This window comes from Serratia sp. AS12, assembly GCF_000214195.1.
Lineage (GTDB): Bacteria > Pseudomonadota > Gammaproteobacteria > Enterobacterales > Enterobacteriaceae > Serratia > Serratia plymuthica.
This window is the reverse complement of record NC_015566.1, coordinates 2,678,743-2,696,711: the sequence shown is the minus strand read 5'-3', so window position 1 is coordinate 2,696,711 and position 17,969 is coordinate 2,678,743. Positions and strand designations below refer to the sequence as shown.

The window sequence follows — 17,969 nt, the reverse complement described above, 5'->3', positions numbered from 1 at the left end:
AGCTAATTCATTAATAAGATTATGATTATTAATACCTTATAACGGAATGGTATTGGTGGCGCGCGAAGGCTTGGTGCTAGTTTTTTATTACTTTATGGCATCAAATGACCATAAATAAGAACGTACGGTTCTTAACCGGCGCAGAGTTTTGATCTTTCCTTGGGGGTGACCATGTTTAAAACGACGATTTCCCGTTTGGCTCTGCTGACGGCGCTCGCGCTACCGGCCTCTCTGTTGGCGGCGGAACCGCTGCGGGTGGCGGCCGATCCGGTGCCCCATGCGGAGATCCTGGCCTACGTGCAGAAAATTGACCCGCAGCTGAAACTGAAGGTGATTGAGATCAGTAACGGCGTGAATTCCAATGAGCTGCTGGCGCACGGCGACGTGGATGCCAACTACTTCCAGCACCTGCCTTATCTGCATTCGCAAGAGCAGGCGCTGGGCACAAAATTTGCCGTGGCGGCCAGTGTGCATATCGAGCCGTTGGGCATCTATTCGAGCAAGTATAAAAAGCTGAGCGAGGTGCCGGACAACGCCAAGGTGGCGGTGCCCAATAACGTCACTAACCTCAGCCGGGCGCTGTACCTGCTGCAGGCGCAAGAGCTGATTACCCTGAAAGCCGGTTTTAACGATCCGGCCAAGGATCAGGCAACGCCAAAAGACATTGCCAACAACCCCAAACACCTCAAGATACTGGAGATTGAATCGCCACAGATCCCGCGTGCATTGGATGACGTCGATTTGGCGGTGATTAACGGTAACTATGCGCTGGAGGCGGGGCTTACGCCAGCCAAGGACGCGCTGGGGCTGGAAAGCCCGAAAAATAATCCGTATGCCAATATTCTGGTTACTACGCCGCAACTGGAGAGCGATCCGCGCATCAAACAGCTGGCCAAAGATTTGCAGTCGCCGGAAGTGGCCAAATTCATTCAGCAAAAATATCAGGGCTCGGTGATCCCCGTGGCACCTGCGGACGCCGGCTGATGATTGTCGTAGAAGGGCTCGGTAAAACCTACGGCGCCGGTGAACCGCCGGCGCTGGAACAGGTGTCGCTTACCATTAACGACGGTGCGGTGTTCGGCATTATCGGCCGCAGCGGCGCAGGCAAGAGCACCCTGATCCGCTGCCTTAATTTGCTGGAGCGGCCCAGTACGGGCCGCATTTTGATGGACGGGCGCGATCTGACCCAACTGAGCGAACCTGAACTGCGGCGCCAGCGCCAACGTATCGGCATGATATTTCAGGGATTCAATCTGCTGCATGCCCGCAACGTGCGGGATAACATCACCGTGCCGCTGGAGATCGCCGGCGTGCCGCGCGCGGAACGTATTCGCCGTGCCGGTGAATTGCTCGATCTGGTCGGGCTGAACGACAAGGCGCGAGCCTTTCCTTCTCAGCTTTCAGGCGGGCAGAAACAGCGCGTCGGCATCGCACGGGCGCTGGCAGCCCGGCCGGACTATTTGCTTTCCGATGAGGCGACCAGCGCGTTGGATCCGGAAACCACCGCCTCTATTCTTGCCTTGTTGAAAGACATCAACCGCCAGTTGGGATTAACCATTGTGCTGATCACCCACGAACTGGATGTGGTCAAGGCCATTTGTGACCATGCGGCGCTGCTGGCCGCCGGTCGGGTGGTTGAATGGGGGCCGATTGGCGAATTGCTGGCGAACCCGGCATCGCCGCTGGGGCAGGCGCTGTTGCCGGGTTGCCTGACGCCGGTGGCGCCGGAAACCCAGGTGGCGGAGCTGACATTTTTCGACAGCGTACGCGCGTCGCCGGTGCTCAGCGAACTGGCGCAGCGCCATGCGGTGGACGTTACGCTGCTGGGTGGGGGCGTTGAACTGATTGCCGGCCAAAGCGTCGGCCGTTTCCGCGTGGGATTGCGATCGCCGCAAGGCGGTTTGCCGCTGGCGGAGGTGGTGGCGTTCCTCAATCAACGAGGCGTGAGGGCCGAACTGCTATGAGGAATCAATTGCCCTGGGAAGATCTTTTGGCTCTGGTGCTGAATGCCACCGGCGAAACCTTGTATATGGTGGCGCTGGCATCGCTGTTTACCTTATTGATCGGTCTGCCGCTTGGCGTGGTGCTGTTTATCACCCGCAAGCAGGGCATATTGCCCGCACCGCGCATCAATGGAGCGCTGGGCGCTATCGTCAATCTGGGGCGATCTCTGCCCTTTGTGGTGCTGTTGATTGCCTTGATCCCGTTAACCAGGCTGATTATCGGTACCACGTTAGGCAGTTCCGCGGCGGTAGTGCCGATCACCATTGGCGCTTTTCCGTTCTTTGCACGCATCGTCGAGTCGGCGCTGGATGAGGTAGAAAAAGGGCGGATCGAGGCGATTTTGTCGATGGGCGGCAATGTGCGCCACGTCATTTTTAAAGTGCTGCTGCCGGAAGCCTTGCCGACGCTGTTGGCCGGGTTGACGCTGACGGTGGTGATGTTGATTGGTTTTTCTTCCATGGCCGGCGTGATCGGCGGAGGAGGATTAGGCGATCTGGCGATCCGTTATGGTTATCAACGCTTCAACAATCAGGTGATGATCGCGACGGTGATTATTTTGGTGATCCTGGTGCAGGGCGTGCAAACCCTGGGCGATCGTCTGGTCCGCTCGCTGGCGCATCGACGTTAGGGGCTTTGTCATTTGGTGCGCGCCGACTTAGCGCAATATTGCAGTACGGACTAAGCTACATGCTGATAATCACCGGGTTATAGAGGAAAGCATGAGCGGAGCCATTAAAATCAGGGAACTTGAAACGCGAGATTTTGCTGCATGGAATCTATTGTGGCAGGGATACAATGCGTTTTATGGTCGCCAGGGCGCTACGGCATTGCCGGATGAGGTGACGCAAACCACCTGGTCGCGTTTTTTTGACGCCTATGAGCCTATGCATGCGTTGGTGGCGGAATACGACGGCAAGTTGGTGGGGCTGACACATTATCTGTTGCACCGTAGCACTATTCAGATCCAACCCAACTGTTATCTGCAAGATCTGTTTACCGATGAAGCGGCCCGGGGAAAAGGCGTCGCGAAGGCATTGATTAATGCCGTCTATGCGCGGGCCGGGAGTCTCGCTTTGCCGCGTGTCTATTGGAATACGCATGAAACCAACCTGAACGCCATACAGCTGTACGACAAGTTGGCGGACAGACCCGGTTTTGTGATGTATCGAAAGGTGCTTTGAAATTACGAAAAAATCCGCCACAACAAGGTGCCGTTGATAACGGCGCCAAAGGTCTATACATCATGGCCACAGGCTCAGACTGTGTGGCTCTCCTTCAGTAACCCGCACGTTATTCATGCCAACGCTTTCTGCTTTGATCCTGCTTTGCGGTATGCATGCAGGAGGACGGGTGTATTGCCCCATTTGGCGCTACAGTTAATCTATAAATATATTGGCGAACCTTCAATTAACAGGTGATCGGACCTGTGAAAATAGCAATAATGCCGTTCTGGCTGCTCATTATTCACGCCCATCGTCAGGCATGATTAGGCGATTGTCGCCCCTCATCCTGCTGGCAGAATTTTATCCGTATTCTTCGAACGTTCTGGAAGCAAGATGCACACCACCCAGTCACCTGACACCACAATATTACAGCCTGCGCTCACCGTCTTTGTACTGGTGTTCGCCGCTTGTATCTTCGGTATTGAGAGCCGGCCCATTGGCTTTCTGGCGGCCTTTTGGCCGAGCAATGCGGTGTTGCTGGCGGTGTTCGTTCGTTATCCGGGGCTTGTCAGCCGTTTAGGCTGGGTGATGGCGATGTTGGGGTATTTGACGGCAGATCTGATCACCGGCAGCGCGCTCGACAAAACCCTGTTGCTGAACGGCGCCAATATTGCCGGCGTAGCGGTGGGGTATCAATTGTTTAAGCGTGTGCCGCCGCAGGTCAGAACGCTGGAGCGCACATCAGCCAGCGTTTATCTGTTTGCCATTTGTCTGGCCAGCGCCGGTACCACCGGGGTGATTGGGGCCGGGGCCTCGGTGTTGTTGTTTGATCGCGAGTATTTCCCCGCACTGGCGCTGTGGATGTCTTCGGAGTTTACCAATTACATTACGCTGATGCCGTTTATCCTGGCCTTTCCTGCCGATTGGCGGGGCTATCTGCGCGGTATCGTTCAGGGCATGACGCAACGGCGTGAGTGGTATAACACCGGCAGAAAACTGGCGGTTCTGGTGCTGTTATTGCTGGCCTGCGTTGGCAGTATCCTGATTGGCGGGCCTGGCGCGGTGATTTTCCCGATGCCAATCCTGCTGTGGCTGGCGATGTCGTTTTCACTGTTCACCACCCTGGTGGTGGTGCTGATCTACGTTTTATGGTGCCATCTGGCCATTGATTTGGGTCTGATCGCCATTAACGTCGATATGAAGGCGTTGCAGAACACCGTGTCGATGCGGCTCGGGGTAGCGCTGTTGGCGCTGGGGCCGATTGCGATCGCCAGCATGAATTTCGCCCGCAATGCGCTGCTGCGGCAACTGGAACACGTGGCGAACCATGACGCGCTGACCCATGTGCTGACGCGTAATGCCTTTATGCAGCGCGGCACGCGGCTGCTCAATCAAAAAGGCGAGCAGGTCTGCATCATGATGCTGGACATCGACTACTTCAAATCCATCAACGATCGCTTTGGGCACGCAGGCGGTGACGCCGCGCTGATGTCCTTTACCCGCGCCATCACCGGCGACCTGCGCGATTCCGATCTGTTTGGTCGCATGGGTGGGGAGGAGTTCGCGATCGTTGCGCTTATCGAACGTCAGCAAGATGCGATGTATCTGGCCGAACGCCTGCGTCGGCGGGTGGAAATCGAATCGATCGCCATGCCCGCCGGCAATCATCTGCAAATCACCGTCAGCATCGGTATGGTGACCTGCATCGGCGGTACAGAGCAAAATCTCGATAATCTGTTGAAAATCGCCGACATGGCAGTCTACAAAGCCAAAAACAGCGGCCGCAATCGCGTCGCCACGCCAGAAATATCCCCACTGATTTACAGCGACCGCTGAAACCCGCCACTTGTCGTTCATGGTTGACCCCGTCCAGCGGGTCTAAAATGGAAGGGAGCGTGGGCAATATCGCCTGCGCCCTACCTGATGTCCTAACGGACAAGAGGAATCATCTCATGAACTATGTTGATGGCTTTGTTGTGGCGGTGCCTGCCGCCAATAAGGAGGCGTACCTTAAGCTGGCCGCCACGGCCGCACCCTTATTTAAAGAGTTCGGCGCGACGCGGATTGTCGAATGTTGGGGCAACGACGTGCCCGAAGGTAAACTCACCGATTTTCGCGGTGCGGTGAAAGCCGGGGCCGATGAAGTGGTGGTTTTCAGCTGGATCGAATATCCCTCAAAAGCGGTGCGCGACGCCGCCAACGAGAAAATGATGAACGATCCGCGCATGAAGGCGCTGGGCGAGCAGATGCCGTTTGACGGCAAACGCATGATTTTCGGCGGTTTCGAACCGATCCTTGACGAGTAGCGGGGAGGGTGCGATGAAGATCACACAACACCTGTGGTTTGAAAAAGACATGGAAGCGGCGCTGCGTTGTTACATAGCGCTGATCCCCGGTTCTTCCCTGACCTGGAACTCCACCTTGCCCGCCGATACCCCAAGCGGCCCCGCAGGCAGCGTCAAACTGGCGGCCTTTACCCTCGGCGATCAGCGCTATGCGGCGATTGAAGCCGGCCCGCTCGATGCTTTCAATCACAGTTTTTCGATTATGGTCGAATGCGCGGATCAGGCGGAAGTGGATCGGCTGTGGGAGGCGTTGAGCGAAGGCGGAACCACAGAGCAGTGCGGCTGGTTGCGCGATCGCTGGGGGCTGAGCTGGCAAATTGTCCCTCAGCGGCTGGGTGAGTTGATGAGCGATCCCGACAGCGCGAAGGTGAAACGGGTGACTGAAGCTATGCTGCAGATGGTCAAACTGGATATCGCCGGGCTGGAAGCGGCGGCTCGCGGCTAACTTTATCCCCTACAACAAGGACGGACCTGATGCACAAAGAGCGGCACAGCATTGAGAATATAGGTTGGCTCCGGGCGGCGGTGCTGGGCGCAAACGACGGGATTGTCTCGACGGCCAGCCTGTTGCTCGGCGTAGCGGCGGCCAATGCGGCGCACGGCGGTATCTTGCTCGCAGGCATTGCCGGGTTGGTTGCCGGCGCGATGTCGATGGCTACCGGCGAATACGTCTCGGTGTCATCGCAGGCCGATACGGAAAAGGCCGCGCTGGCGGAGGAGCAGTCGGAGTTGCTCAGCGATTATCCGGGCGAGCACCGTGAGCTGACCTCGATCTATGTGCATCGCGGGTTGGATTTGACGCTGGCCAAACAGGTGGCTGAAAAACTGATGACGCATGATGCGCTGGGAGCCCATGCCCGCGATGAATTGGGGATTTCGGCCATCACCACGGCGCGGCCATTGCAGGCGGCGCTGGCCTCGGCGTTGAGTTTTTCCGTCGGGGCGCTGTTGCCGTTACTGGTCGCGGTGCTGGCGCCGGTCACATGGACCATTCCGGCCATCGTGGTCTCCGCTCTGGTATCTTTGGGCATTCTCGGGGGGGTTGCCGCCAAGGCTGGCGGCGCACCGATCCGCCCGGGAATAGTGCGTATCCTGTTCTGGAGCGCGCTGGCGATGGCGGTCTCTTCTGGCGTCGGCCTGTTGTTTGGATCCGCGCTGGGGTAATCGTCAGGCCCACCCCACAACAAAAATCAACTTTTGCATTAATGCCGCTCACGCAAGGCTGAGTTTTTATCATTTGTCAGCGCCGGTGAATCGCTGCACCCTAGAGGGAATCGTTACGTAGCGTAGAGAATAATAATGGATAAATCACAGATTCAGCAGTGGGTTACGCAATTCCCTTTGGTGCAGGACCTGATCGACCTCAAACCGATAACCTGGTTCAACCCGCGAGCAACCTGCTTGCAGGCCGGATTGCCCTATGTAGGATTGGGCGCAGACGACGTCGCCGATGCGGAGCAGCGGCTGGCGCGCTTCGCCCCTTATCTGAGCGCCGCTTTTCCGGAAACCCGTGCTGCCAAAGGGGTGATCGAATCTGAGGTTGTTGCCATTCCGGCGATGCAAACTGCGCTCGACCAGCGCTACGGCGTGACGCTCGGCGGCCATCTGCTGCTGAAAAAAGACAGCCACCTGCCGATTTCCGGTTCAATCAAGGCGCGCGGGGGCATCTATGAGGTGCTGGCACATGCGGAAAAGCTGGCGCTGGAGGCGGGGTTGTTGCAGCTTACGGACGACTACAGCAAGCTGTTCTCGGAAGAGTTCCGCCAGTTTTTCAGCCGTTACCGCATTGCCGTGGGCTCAACCGGCAATCTGGGGATGTCGATCGGCATCATCAGCGCCAGGCTGGGTTTCAGCGTTAGCGTGCACATGTCGGCGGACGCGCGCGAATGGAAAAAGCAGAAGCTGCGCGACAATGGCGTCAACGTGGTTGAGTACGAGCAAGATTATGGCGTTGCCGTCGAGCAGGGCCGGCTGCAAGCGGCGAACGATCCGAGCTGCTTTTTTATCGATGACGAAAACTCGCAAACGCTGTTTTTGGGCTATGCGGTAGCCGGTGGTCGCCTGAAGCGGCAGTTCGCCGAGCGTGGCATTGAGGTTGACGCGCAGCATCCGCTGTTTGTCTATCTGCCCTGCGGTGTCGGTGGCGGGCCGGGCGGGGTGGCCTTTGGGCTGAAACTGGCCTTTGGCGATCACGTTCACTGCATCTTTGCCGAGCCGACGCACTCGCCGTGCATGCTGCTTGGGGTCTATACCGGGCTGCATGACCGGATCGCCGTGCAGGATCTGGGCATCGATAACCAAACCGCTGCGGACGGGCTGGCGGTTGGGCGTGCCTCCGGTTTTGTCGGCCGCGCCATGGAGCGCCTGCTCAGCGGTTTTTACACGTTAAGCGATCGCGAGATGTTCGCGTTGCTGGGACTGTTGGACAGTCAGGAGCACATTCAGCTGGAACCTTCGGCGCTGGCAGGCATGGCAGGGCCGTGGCGGGTGGCGGCTAGCCCTGAATGGCTGGCCGAGCGCGGGCTGGATGAACAGCAGATGAACCAAGCCACTCACCTGGTATGGGCTACCGGCGGCGGCATGGTGCCAGAGGCGGAAATGGCGAAATACCTGGCCAACGCGCACGAGGCCGGTTAGTGCGTCAGCAGCGAAAGCTCTTGCGCGCCTTCCAGCAGGATCGGCAGGATGCGTTCGGTCAATTCACTTACCGGAACGTGGCCGGCTTGTACGCCGACGTTTAACGCGGCGGTGACGCTGCCGTTGGCCGACATGATCGGCACGGCGATGGAACGCAGCCCGATCTCCAGCTCCTGATCGTTAATCGCATACCCCTGCGCGCGGACTTTATCCAGCTCCTCGCGCAGTTTGTCGATGGAGCCGATGGTGTATTGCGTATAGCGCATCAGGGTGATGCGTTGCAGGTAATCATCCCGTTTATCCGCCGGCAGATGGCTCAGCAGCACGCGCCCCATCGAGGTGGCGAATGCAGGCAGCCGGCTGCCTATGTTCAGATCGATAGTCATGATGCGCTCGGCGGAGGCGCGGGCGATATACAAAATGTTGTCGCCGTCCAGCGTGGCGATGGAGCAGGATTCATTCAGCAATTGGCTGATGTGTTTCAGCACCGGCTGGGTAGCCTTGGCCAACGGCGTCGAGCCGAGATAGGCGTGGGCCAGCGTCAGAATACGCGGGCGCAGCTCGAAGTTTTTGCCGTCCTGCGCGTAGACAAATCCCAGCTTATTCAGGGTATACAGGCAACGGCGCACCGCAGCGCGCGGAATGCCGGTTTTCTGGCTGATTTGCGAAATCGACATCAGGCGGCGTTGCGGGGTAAAGGCCTGGATCACCTCCAGCCCCCGCGCCAGCGAGGCCATAAAGTTGGGATCGCCCTTGAAGGGATCGCCGCTGGCGGCGGACAGCAAAATGTCATGGGTGGCGATGTTTTCGCCGGCAGAGGTCTTGGCCATTCAGGCTCCCGGTTTAAATGCTTACAGCGCCAGATAGCGCAGAGTCGCCACGACGGCCAGCCGGCGGTTATGGATAACCTGATCCTCCGGCGGTTCATGACTTTCGAATAGCGTATTAAAGGTGTACTGATTGGCAACATAGTGGAAACACAGGCTGCTGATCAAGCGGTGCACGTCGGCGGCGCTGGCATCTGCAGTAAACTCCCGGCTTTGCTTGCCGCGCTGCAAAATATCTTCCAGCAGGGTCAAGGCGCTCTGATTCAGTGCCTTGATACGCGGTGACTGGCGGATGTACTGACCACGCAGCATGTTTTCCATGCAAATCACACGGATAAAGTCAGGGTGTTCCGCATGGTAATTGAAGCTTTCCTCAACCAGCCGGGTCATCGCTTCTACCGGCGGCAACGCTTGCAGATCCAACGCGGATTCGTGCGCGCGGATATGCTGATACACGTGCTCGAGCACCTCCAGATAGAGCGACTCCTTGTTCTTGAAATGATAAACCACCATGCGTTTGGTGGTGGATGCGTGCTCGGCAATGTTCTCCATGCGAGCCCCTTTCAGGCCCGCCTCGGCAAACTCACACAGCGCTCCGGCGAAAATTCGCTGCTTCAGACCAACAGGGTCATTTTTGCGTTTGGTCGCGGGGATCTCATCATTGTTGAACACATCAGTCACTTATCGTTTTGGGGACACCGGTTAAGAGTAACCGGGGTAACCCGGTAATACAATCTGCCACGTCAGCGCTTTTGTGAACGCTATCATGTTGCTCAAAGGAGAATGGCGGGGTGTCGGGGTGTTGAGCGACGATCGCCCAATATGTGTTAATGAAACGAGTGGAATAGGCTGTGTGGAGAAAGAAGCTGTATAGAAAATGGCATAATAGTAATAGGAGACTACTTTCTTGTTTATAACCACATAGCAGAGAATATATCAATCTGAACTGGGGCCAGGTTTGATATGGAAACCTTAAGCTGGATCTAAAATATTGCACACAAGCTGAATGCGTTTCGTACAGGAAAGTGTTTTTTCCAAATTTTCAACGTCTCTGATTATGCCTTCACTCCGGTAAAAATTACGAATTCAGGATAAAAAATCCTATTTTGGATTTAAAATTTCTCACAATATCGTTTGCGACGATGTAAATGGATAGAAATCACACAGGCATTGCGCAAGGTCAGGTGTGACGGTTTATTTATGGCCATTTATTTTTAATTTGTTGAATTTGCGTGTTTTTATTTGTTTTTTAACTGCGCGACAACCCAGGTTTTAGGTGCAAAAGAGGCTAAGTCAAAGTGAAATTTCATGAATATTGACGATTTCACTTTTAATTTCACATTGATAACCTGTGTGTAGACTTTAATTTTATGCTTTTTCACATGCCAGACTTCAGCTTTAGCGATACTCTGATTCGGCAATGTCTCATTAAGGATGATGCGATGCGGAATATGCAAATTAACATAGGGACATGTTATGAATTTCTCGGTCAATCCGTCGAATTCCATCAACTCGACAGTGTCTCCTAAAGCATTCTCTTCTCATAGCGCTGAAATTTTTTTATTTCATTTGAGATTCATTTGTCAAATAACGGTGAGTGATAATTTCAATTGAAATAAAAAACGGAATGGGTCGTTATTTTGATCTTGTGGTCGTCAATGGCAGGCGTTCGGGTTTGGTAACAATAATGCAGGGCGTGATTTTCGATAGTGTCAATAATCCCAATGTCACTATGAATTTTCGTTGCGTTATTTTATCCAGCCACATGATGTATTTTTTTGGAAATAGATTTATTCACTCAGGAGCACACACAATGAACCAGCGTTTGGACTTTATCGGCATAGGTATTGGCCCGTCCAACCTCAGTCTTGCTGCGCTTGGAAGCGAAATCGAGGGTTTCAATTGCAGATTCCTCGAACGTAAACCGCACTTTTCCTGGCACCCGGGCATGATCCTGGCAGATAGCAATATGCAGACCCATTTTTTGAAGGATCTGGTCACTGCCGTCTCGCCAACCAACCCTTATAGTTTTCTCAACTATCTGGTGAAGAGTAAAAAGTTCTACCGCTTCCTGACGACTGAACAGCGTACAGCGTCGCGCGAAGAGTTTGCCGATTATCTCAACTGGGCGGCAACGGGTTTGGATTCGCTGATGTTCAACCAAGAGGTTCGCCATGTGGACTTTGATGACGAACAGCGGCAGTTTGTCGTCTCCACCCAGAATGACGTGCTTTACGCTAAACACCTGTGTGTGGGCATAGGCAAGCAAATCAAACTGCCGGACTGTGTGACCGAGCAAAATGATCAATGCTTTCACGCCAGCGAAATGATGTTGCGCCAGCCAAACCTTGCCGGAAAACGCGTGGTCATTGTGGGCGGCGGTCAAAGCGGTGCTGACCTGTTCTTGAATATTTTCCAGGGAGAATGGGGCCGGCCAGAACAACTTGGCTGGATATCTCGGCGCAACAACTACAACGCACTTGATGAAGCCGCCTTTGCCAACGAGTATTTTACGCCAGATTATGTCGACAACTTCTACACGCTCGGCCACGCGGCCAAAGAACACATGCTGCAAGAACAAAAGATGACTTCCGATGGGATCACCAGCGAGTCTCTGTTGGCAATTTATCGCGCCATGTATCACCACTTCGATGTACTCCGTGAGCAACGATGGGTGCGCCTGCTGCCCAGCCGTTCAGTGACGGCCCTTAATGCCAAAGATAATGCTTATCGGCTAGAGACGCTGCATCACCTTGACCAAGGGCGAGAAAGCTTTGATGCAGACGTGGTCATTTTTGCGACTGGCTATGAACAGGCCCGCCCGGCATTTCTTGATTCCCTGGCTGACCGTTTGTTAACCACCCCCGATGGGCAATACCGTATTGCTTCTGATTTTACCCTTGAGCGGGAAGGGGAACATGACAATTGCTTGTTTGCCGTTAACGCCAGCATGCATCACCACGGCATTGCCGATCCGCAGCTTAGCCTGGTGGCCTGGCGATCGGCACGTATTCTCAATCGAGCTTTAGGCCATAACCAATTTGATTTGAGCACCACTCCGACGATGATTCAATGGCGCAGTGAGCAAGAACAACCCGTCGCTTTAAACCCCTTGATGGCCTCTTGGTCACCCCTTTAATATTGTTATCAAATGATGAGACAGGTTGTATGAGAAGACACATTAATAAATTCATCATGAATCAACTGGCTACATTCGCGCCGACGTTCAAGACCAAACTTATATATAAAAAGGCATTCGGGAAAACGTTAAACTTAAAGCCTCCTTCGACATGGAACGAGAAGATAAATTATCTTAAGCTTAACAATTACAGCAACAATGCACTGGTCACGCAATGCGCGGATAAATACGCCGTTAGGGAGTATTTGAAAGCGCAGGGCTGTGAAGAAATTCTCAATGAACTTTACTTCGCCTGCGATTCGGTTCATGAGATCCCGTGGGAGTCTTTACCTGACAAGTTCGTGATTAAGGGGAACCACGGTTCGGGTTACAACCTGATTTGTCAGGATAAAAGTTCATTGGATAGGGTGCAAACATCGAAAACCATTGAAAACTGGATGCGCGAGGACTATTGGAAGGTCTATGCAGAGTTAAATTATAAGAACATCGATAAAAAAATAATAGGTGAGAAATTCATAGAGTCATCTAATTGCGCTGGTCCTGATGATTATAAAATATACTGCTTTCATGGTGTTCCTTACTGCACGTTACTTTGCGTCGGTAGAGAAACCGGCATGCCAAAATATTACTTCTTCGATAAAGACTTCAAGTTTCTTTGTTATAGCCAAGATTGCCTGGCGCTCAGCCAGGAAGAGATCGACGCTTTTGTGAAACCCGAAGGCTACGATGAGCTCTTTGAGTACGCCAGGAAACTGTCTGCGCCCTTTGAATTTGTCCGCGTTGATTTCTATATCACCCATGGCAAAGTCATCTTTGGTGAATTGACCTTTACACCCTCGGCAGGGATTGATACGGACATACTCGAACCCACGGATATCCTGCTCGGGAAGATGCTTAAGCTGAAATAACATCCGATCCCCTGCGCAGTGACGGCGCTTTTGTGATCCGGGTTAAAGAGTTGTTAACGTTCGCGGGCGGCACATTGACACAATGAACCTTATGGTTCATTTATAACTGCATATGCCGCCGCCCGTTTCCCCCCTTTAACGGCGGCGAGCCGATTTGTAACCACTGTCGTAAAGGGGAAAAGTCATGTTTCGTTCTATAGCCACCGTCTCCATCGCGGGAACCCTGCCGGAAAAGCTGGAAGCGATTGCCGCCGCCGGTTTTGACGGCGTGGAGATTTTTGAAAACGACCTGCTGTATTATCCCGGCAAACCGGCGGATATCCGTCGGCTGGCGCAGGATCTTGGGCTGGCGATTACGCTGTTCCAGCCGTTCCGCGACTTTGAAGGGGGCCCGCGCAACCGTCTGGCGGCCAACCTTGAGCGCGTGCGGCGCAAGTTTGCGCTGATGCAAGAACTGGGCTGCGATCGCATGCTGCTGTGCAGCAATGTGGCGCCCGACTGCTCTGCGGATATTGATCTGCAGATTGAGGATCTGGGGCGTCTGGCAAACCTGGCGCAGCAACAGGGCATCGTGGTGGGGTACGAGGCGCTCGCCTGGGGGCGGCATGTGAATCGCTATCGCCAGGCCTGGGAACGGGTTCGTGCCGTCGACAGCCCGGCATTGGGGTTGGTGCTGGACAGTTTTCATATTTTGGCCTTGGGTGATAACCTCGATCAACTGGATGATATCCCGGCGGAGAAAATCAGTTTCCTGCAACTGGCCGATGCGCCGTTGATGAACATGGAAGTGATCGAATGGAGCCGGCATTTCCGTTGTTTCCCTGGGCAGGGGGAATTACCGCTGGTCGAGTTCGCCCGTCGCCTGGTCGAAAAAGGCTACGCCGGCCCCTGGTCGCTGGAGATTTTCAACGACGGTTTTCGCGCAACGCCGAGCGCCCCAACGGCGCAGGACGGCCTGCGTTCGCTGCTGTATCTGGAAGAACAGGTGGCCGCCACTCAGCCGCCCACGCCGGAACTGTTCCGCAGCGCGCCTTTGCCCGAAAGCCAGCAGATCGAGTTTATCGAGTTTGCGGTAAACCGGCAGGAGGCGGAAAGTCTGGCCGGTTGGCTGCAGCAAATGGGGTTCAACCTGCGCGGTGAACACCGTTCCAAGACAGTGACGCTGTATCAGAACGGCGCGGTTCGCATCATCCTTAACCAGCAAAACGACTCTTTCGCCGATGACTACCGTGAACGCCATGGCGCTTCGCTGTGCGCAGTGGCCTGGCGGGTGGCGGATCCGTCCGCTTTGCTGCAGCGGGCGCATGACTTCGGTTATCCGGTATATCAGGGGCAGGTTGGCCCTAACGAACACCGTATTCCGGCGCTGTGCGCGCCCGATGGCAGCCTGATCTATCTGGTCGAGACTCCGGTAAACGGCGACGAAGCGGCGATTTATCGGGATGACTTCCATCTGCGCGAACGACCATCGCGCTCCGTTTTTGAGCTTGAGAGTATCGATCATCTGGCGGTGGCGATGCCTGAAAGCGCCTTAAAAAACTGGGTGATGTTTTTGCGCTGCGTGCCGGGTTTCGAGCCGGACGGCGAACAACTGCTGCCGGATCCTTACGGGCTGGTGCACAGCCGGGTAATGCACAGCCGCTGTAACGGCATCCGCCTGCCGCTTAACGTCTCGCAGAGCAGCGCGACGCTCAGCGCCAGAACGGTGGAGACTTACCACGGCGCAGGGTTACAACACGTTGCGTTTTCGACCGGGGATATTTTTCAGGCGGTTGAACAAGCCAAAGCCAAGGGGATGCGGCTGTTGACCATCGCCGATAACTACTATGAAGATCTGGCTGCCCGTTTTGATCTCGATGACGTCTTTATCGCCCGGCTGGCGCAGCACCATATCCTCTACGATCGCGACGCGCAGGGCGGTGAACTGTTGCACGTTTACAGCCAACCTTTTGCCGAAGGGCGCTTCTTCTTTGAGTTACTGCAAAGGTCAGGCGGTTATGCCCAGTATGGTGCGGTGAATGGTGCGGCGCGTTTGGCGGCGATGAGGCAATTGCGGTGATAGCAGGGCGCGGTTCACATTGACCGCGCCCGTTCTGGTTAACCGGCCTGCTGGAATACCTGACTCATGCTTGCGGTATCCGGCGCGTGCCCGGTATACAGCTGAAACGCCAGCGCGGCCTGGTGCACCACCATGCCGTCGCCCACGATAGCCCGGCAGCCTTTGGCGCGGGCCTTTTTCACCAGCTCGGTTTCCCGGGGAACATAAATCACGTCCGCCAGCCAGTGGCGCGGTTGCAGCCAATCGATATCCACCGGCATGCCGGGGTGGCCTGTCATGCCGATCGGCGTAGCCTGTACCAGGCCATCGCTGTCGGCCAGCGCTCCGGCTACGTTTTCCGTCACGCTAATCCGCTGTTCGCCAAAATGCCGGGCCAACTGCTGTTGCAGGTTGTGGCTGCGCGCCGGATCACGATCGTACAACATCAAATGGTCGACGCCGTGTGCCAGCAGGCCATAAGCTACCGCATAGCCCGCGCCGCCCGCACCCACCTGAACCACGCGATGGATATTTTCGCCCGCCAATCCTTGGCTAAAGTGGGTGATAAACCCGTCGCAATCGGTGTTGTGACCAATGCGTTTGCCATTCTGGAACAGTACGGTATTGACTGCGCCGATGGCGCTGGCCTGCGGCGACAGCTCATCCAGCCAGGGAATGACCTGTTGCTTGAACGGATGCGTGATATTGCAGCCGGTGAAACCCAACAGCGCCAGGCTGTCGAGCACCTCCGGCAGGCGGTCGTCAGCCCAGCCGCGCTGGGTGAAATCGAGCAGTTGATAGGCGCAACGCAGGCCTTGCCGACGGGCCTCCTGCTCGTACAGCTGCGGTGACAGCGAACCCTGAATGCCTTGGCCCAGCAGGGCGAGCAAATAGAGCGGGGGGCGTTGTGGGTCATTATTCATGGTTTCTCCGTGTCTGGGCTGGGTCGCCGTGGATGGCGGCATGAAGAAAAAATGAACCATTTGGTACCTTATGTAAACCGGCTATTTTTGATTTGTGATCGGCATCATGTTGCCTGAATGTTAACCAATCCGCGGGCATTGGCACCGTCATAATGATCTTCCTCACACTTCGACAACATTATTTTTCGCCGCTGCGCTGGCATTTAACCCGGCAATAAGGTTATTAATTATATTAGTTTTCAGCGTTTTGTATTATCGGCTCTCGGTAGAGCGGTGTTTTAGCTTGGCGACAAACGTACCAATAGGTTCGATAACCGCCCAGATTATCGATACCCTCCGTTGCCGACTCGCTTGAGAGTTCTTACATTGGAAGTGCGATATTTGAATGTTGGTGCGATTATCGAACATTTGCATTCATTTGCGCCTGTAGCCCTGGTGGCCGTAAAGCGAATAACACAGCGACGCGGAGACAGTCCCGACGCTTATAACGACATTTGCGGCCTGAGCCGACTGTACGGAGGAAGACATTGTGGCTTCAAACGAAATTGATGTTCGCACACTGATTAACGATCGCCCGTTATCCGGGTATCAAAAATTGATCGTTTTGCTTGGATTTATCGTTATTGCACTGGACGGTTTCGACATTACCCTGATGGGCTTTATCGCGCCGGAGCTGAAAAGCGAATGGGGCGTTGGCAATCATCAACTTGGCATGGTGATCAGTGCGGCGTTGATCGGCCTGACGATAGGCGCGTTGTTGTCCGGACCGCTGGCTGATTGGATGGGCCGCAGGGTGATTATCATCAACAGCGTGTTCTTTTTTGGTTTGTGGACGCTGATCACCGCATTTTCGCAGAATATCGATCAAATGATTTTCTTCCGCTTCATGACCGGGCTGGGGCTCGGGGCGGCTATGCCGAACGTCGGCACGTTGATATCCGAATATGCACCGGAAAAGAAACGATCGTTCATTATCACCGTCGTGTTCTGTGGATTTACCTTCGGCGCTGCGCTGGGGGGATTTGCCGCCTCATGGATTATTCCGCAGATGGGTTGGCATGCGCTGTTGCTGCTGGGGGGCATACTGCCGTTGCTTAGCGTGCCGCTGCTGATCGCCAAGCTGCCGGAATCGGTGCGATTCCTGGTGACCAAACGCGCCAGCCCTGAACGCATTGGCAAAATTGTAGAAAAACTGGCGCCGGGGAGTACCGATGCCAACACGCGTTACACGTTGCCGCCGCTGGTTGCTCCCGGTAAAGGCTCGATGCAGATTGTGGTATCGCCTCAGTACCGTTTTGGCAGCATCATGCTATGGCTGGGGTATTTTATGGCGTTGTTCCTGGTCTATCTGCTGGGCAGCTGGCTGCCGACGCTGGTGAAAGGCATTGGGATGAGCGTGGCGCAAGCGGCGGTGATTACGGCGTTGTATCAGGCCGGTGGTACTGCAGGCTCGCTGTTTGCCGGCTGGCTGATGGATCGAGTTAATCCCCATCGGGCACTGGGTGTGATCTACCTGTTGGGTGCCTGTTTCACGGTGATGATAGGGTTGGCTTCTCACAGCAGCGTGATGCTCGGCGTGCTGGCGTTGGCCTGCGGTTTTTGCCTGAACGGTGCCAATACCGGCATGAATGCGCTGTCGGCGCACTATTACCCGACCGAGGCGCGGGCGACCGGGTCCAGCTGGATGCATGGCGTCGGGCGCATTGGCGCTATCCTCAGCGCCTTTGCCGGCGCAGAGATGCTGGCGCTGGGGTGGGGGTTCGAACGCATCTTCGCCATTATCGCCATTCCGGCGGTGATCACCGCTTGCGCCATCTTCCTTAAGGGCATCCGCGGCTATAATCGCCAGGCCCAGTTACCTACAGGCGAAATCGCCAAGAGCATTTGATCCTTGAGGCCGCGCACCGGTTAATCAGGCCGGTGCGCGGCTGAAAAATCATGTTTCATCAATGTTAATCAGCTCACAGAACTCCATTCCTTCCATT

Annotated in this window: 16 protein-coding genes; 13 read left to right on the top strand and 3 right to left on the bottom strand. The window is 55.1% G+C overall.

Annotation, left to right across the window (positions count from 1 at the left end; genetic code table 11):
• The first annotated feature begins 171 nt into the window (after positions 1-171).
• The 9 genes from SERAS12_RS12560 (at position 172) to SERAS12_RS12520 (ending at position 8,149) form a co-directional block, all read left to right on the top strand.
• Positions 172-984 (top strand): MetQ/NlpA family ABC transporter substrate-binding protein, encoded by an 813-nt coding sequence (locus tag SERAS12_RS12560; RefSeq protein ID WP_013813014.1) that lies wholly within the window; start codon positions 172-174, stop codon positions 982-984.
• Complete coding sequence (locus tag SERAS12_RS12555) at positions 984-1,964, top strand: methionine ABC transporter ATP-binding protein (RefSeq protein ID WP_013813013.1); 981 nt, start codon at positions 984-986, stop codon at positions 1,962-1,964. Before SERAS12_RS12560 ends, SERAS12_RS12555 begins: the two co-directional genes overlap by 1 nt.
• Positions 1,961-2,632 carry a methionine ABC transporter permease gene (locus tag SERAS12_RS12550; RefSeq protein WP_013813012.1) on the top strand — a complete coding sequence of 224 codons (672 nt, stop codon included), beginning with the start codon at positions 1,961-1,963 and terminating at the stop codon, positions 2,630-2,632. The genes SERAS12_RS12555 and SERAS12_RS12550 overlap by 4 nt, the downstream gene beginning before the upstream one ends.
• A 91-nt stretch (positions 2,633-2,723) precedes the next feature.
• Positions 2,724-3,185 carry a GNAT family N-acetyltransferase gene (locus SERAS12_RS12545; RefSeq protein ID WP_013813011.1) on the top strand — a complete coding sequence of 154 codons (462 nt, stop codon included), beginning with the start codon at positions 2,724-2,726 and terminating at the stop codon, positions 3,183-3,185.
• Positions 3,186-3,560: 375 nt separating this feature from the next.
• Positions 3,561-5,003: a GGDEF domain-containing protein gene (locus SERAS12_RS12540; protein ID WP_013813010.1), complete on the top strand. Its 1,443-nt coding sequence runs from the start codon at positions 3,561-3,563 to the stop codon at positions 5,001-5,003.
• 116 nt (positions 5,004-5,119) lie between these two features.
• Positions 5,120-5,473 carry a DUF1428 domain-containing protein gene (locus SERAS12_RS12535; RefSeq protein ID WP_013813009.1) on the top strand — a complete coding sequence of 118 codons (354 nt, stop codon included), beginning with the start codon at positions 5,120-5,122 and terminating at the stop codon, positions 5,471-5,473.
• A 13-nt stretch (positions 5,474-5,486) separates the two neighbouring features.
• Positions 5,487-5,957, top strand: a complete 471-nt coding sequence (locus SERAS12_RS12530) for a VOC family protein (RefSeq protein WP_013813008.1) — start codon at positions 5,487-5,489, stop codon at positions 5,955-5,957.
• Between the two features lie 29 nt (positions 5,958-5,986).
• Positions 5,987-6,676 carry a VIT family protein gene (locus tag SERAS12_RS12525; RefSeq protein WP_013813007.1) on the top strand — a complete coding sequence of 230 codons (690 nt, stop codon included), beginning with the start codon at positions 5,987-5,989 and terminating at the stop codon, positions 6,674-6,676.
• 135 nt (positions 6,677-6,811) lie between these two features.
• Entirely contained in the window at positions 6,812-8,149 is a 1,338-nt protein-coding gene (locus SERAS12_RS12520; protein ID WP_013813006.1) for a D-serine ammonia-lyase, read from the top strand.
• Here the strand turns inward: SERAS12_RS12520 and SERAS12_RS12515 are convergent.
• Positions 8,146-8,979, bottom strand: coding sequence for an IclR family transcriptional regulator C-terminal domain-containing protein (locus SERAS12_RS12515; protein WP_013813005.1), 834 nt, complete (start codon positions 8,977-8,979; stop codon positions 8,146-8,148). The genes SERAS12_RS12520 and SERAS12_RS12515 overlap by 4 nt on opposite strands.
• A 21-nt stretch (positions 8,980-9,000) precedes the next feature.
• Complete coding sequence (locus SERAS12_RS12510) at positions 9,001-9,648, bottom strand: TetR family transcriptional regulator (RefSeq protein ID WP_013813004.1); 648 nt, start codon at positions 9,646-9,648, stop codon at positions 9,001-9,003.
• 1,141 nt (positions 9,649-10,789) lie between these two features.
• Between SERAS12_RS12510 and SERAS12_RS12500 the strand changes: the two genes are divergently transcribed.
• From SERAS12_RS12500 to SERAS12_RS12490, 3 genes are all read left to right on the top strand, one after another.
• Positions 10,790-12,115 carry a lysine N(6)-hydroxylase/L-ornithine N(5)-oxygenase family protein gene (locus SERAS12_RS12500; protein ID WP_013813002.1) on the top strand — a complete coding sequence of 442 codons (1,326 nt, stop codon included), beginning with the start codon at positions 10,790-10,792 and terminating at the stop codon, positions 12,113-12,115.
• 29 nt (positions 12,116-12,144) lie between these two features.
• Positions 12,145-13,023, top strand: coding sequence for an ATP-grasp fold amidoligase family protein (locus SERAS12_RS12495; protein ID WP_013813001.1), 879 nt, complete (start codon positions 12,145-12,147; stop codon positions 13,021-13,023).
• 184 nt (positions 13,024-13,207) lie between these two features.
• Entirely contained in the window at positions 13,208-15,082 is a 1,875-nt protein-coding gene (locus SERAS12_RS12490) for a bifunctional sugar phosphate isomerase/epimerase/4-hydroxyphenylpyruvate dioxygenase family protein (RefSeq protein ID WP_013813000.1), read from the top strand.
• Between the two features lie 38 nt (positions 15,083-15,120).
• Here SERAS12_RS12490 and SERAS12_RS12485 read toward each other — a convergent pair whose 3' ends face one another.
• Complete coding sequence (locus SERAS12_RS12485) at positions 15,121-15,984, bottom strand: shikimate dehydrogenase (RefSeq protein WP_013812999.1); 864 nt, start codon at positions 15,982-15,984, stop codon at positions 15,121-15,123.
• Positions 15,985-16,510: 526 nt separating this feature from the next.
• Here SERAS12_RS12485 and SERAS12_RS12480 point away from each other — a divergent pair.
• Positions 16,511-17,872 (top strand): MFS transporter, encoded by a 1,362-nt coding sequence (locus SERAS12_RS12480; protein WP_370576159.1) that lies wholly within the window; start codon positions 16,511-16,513, stop codon positions 17,870-17,872.
• Positions 17,873-17,969 lie beyond the last annotated feature (97 nt).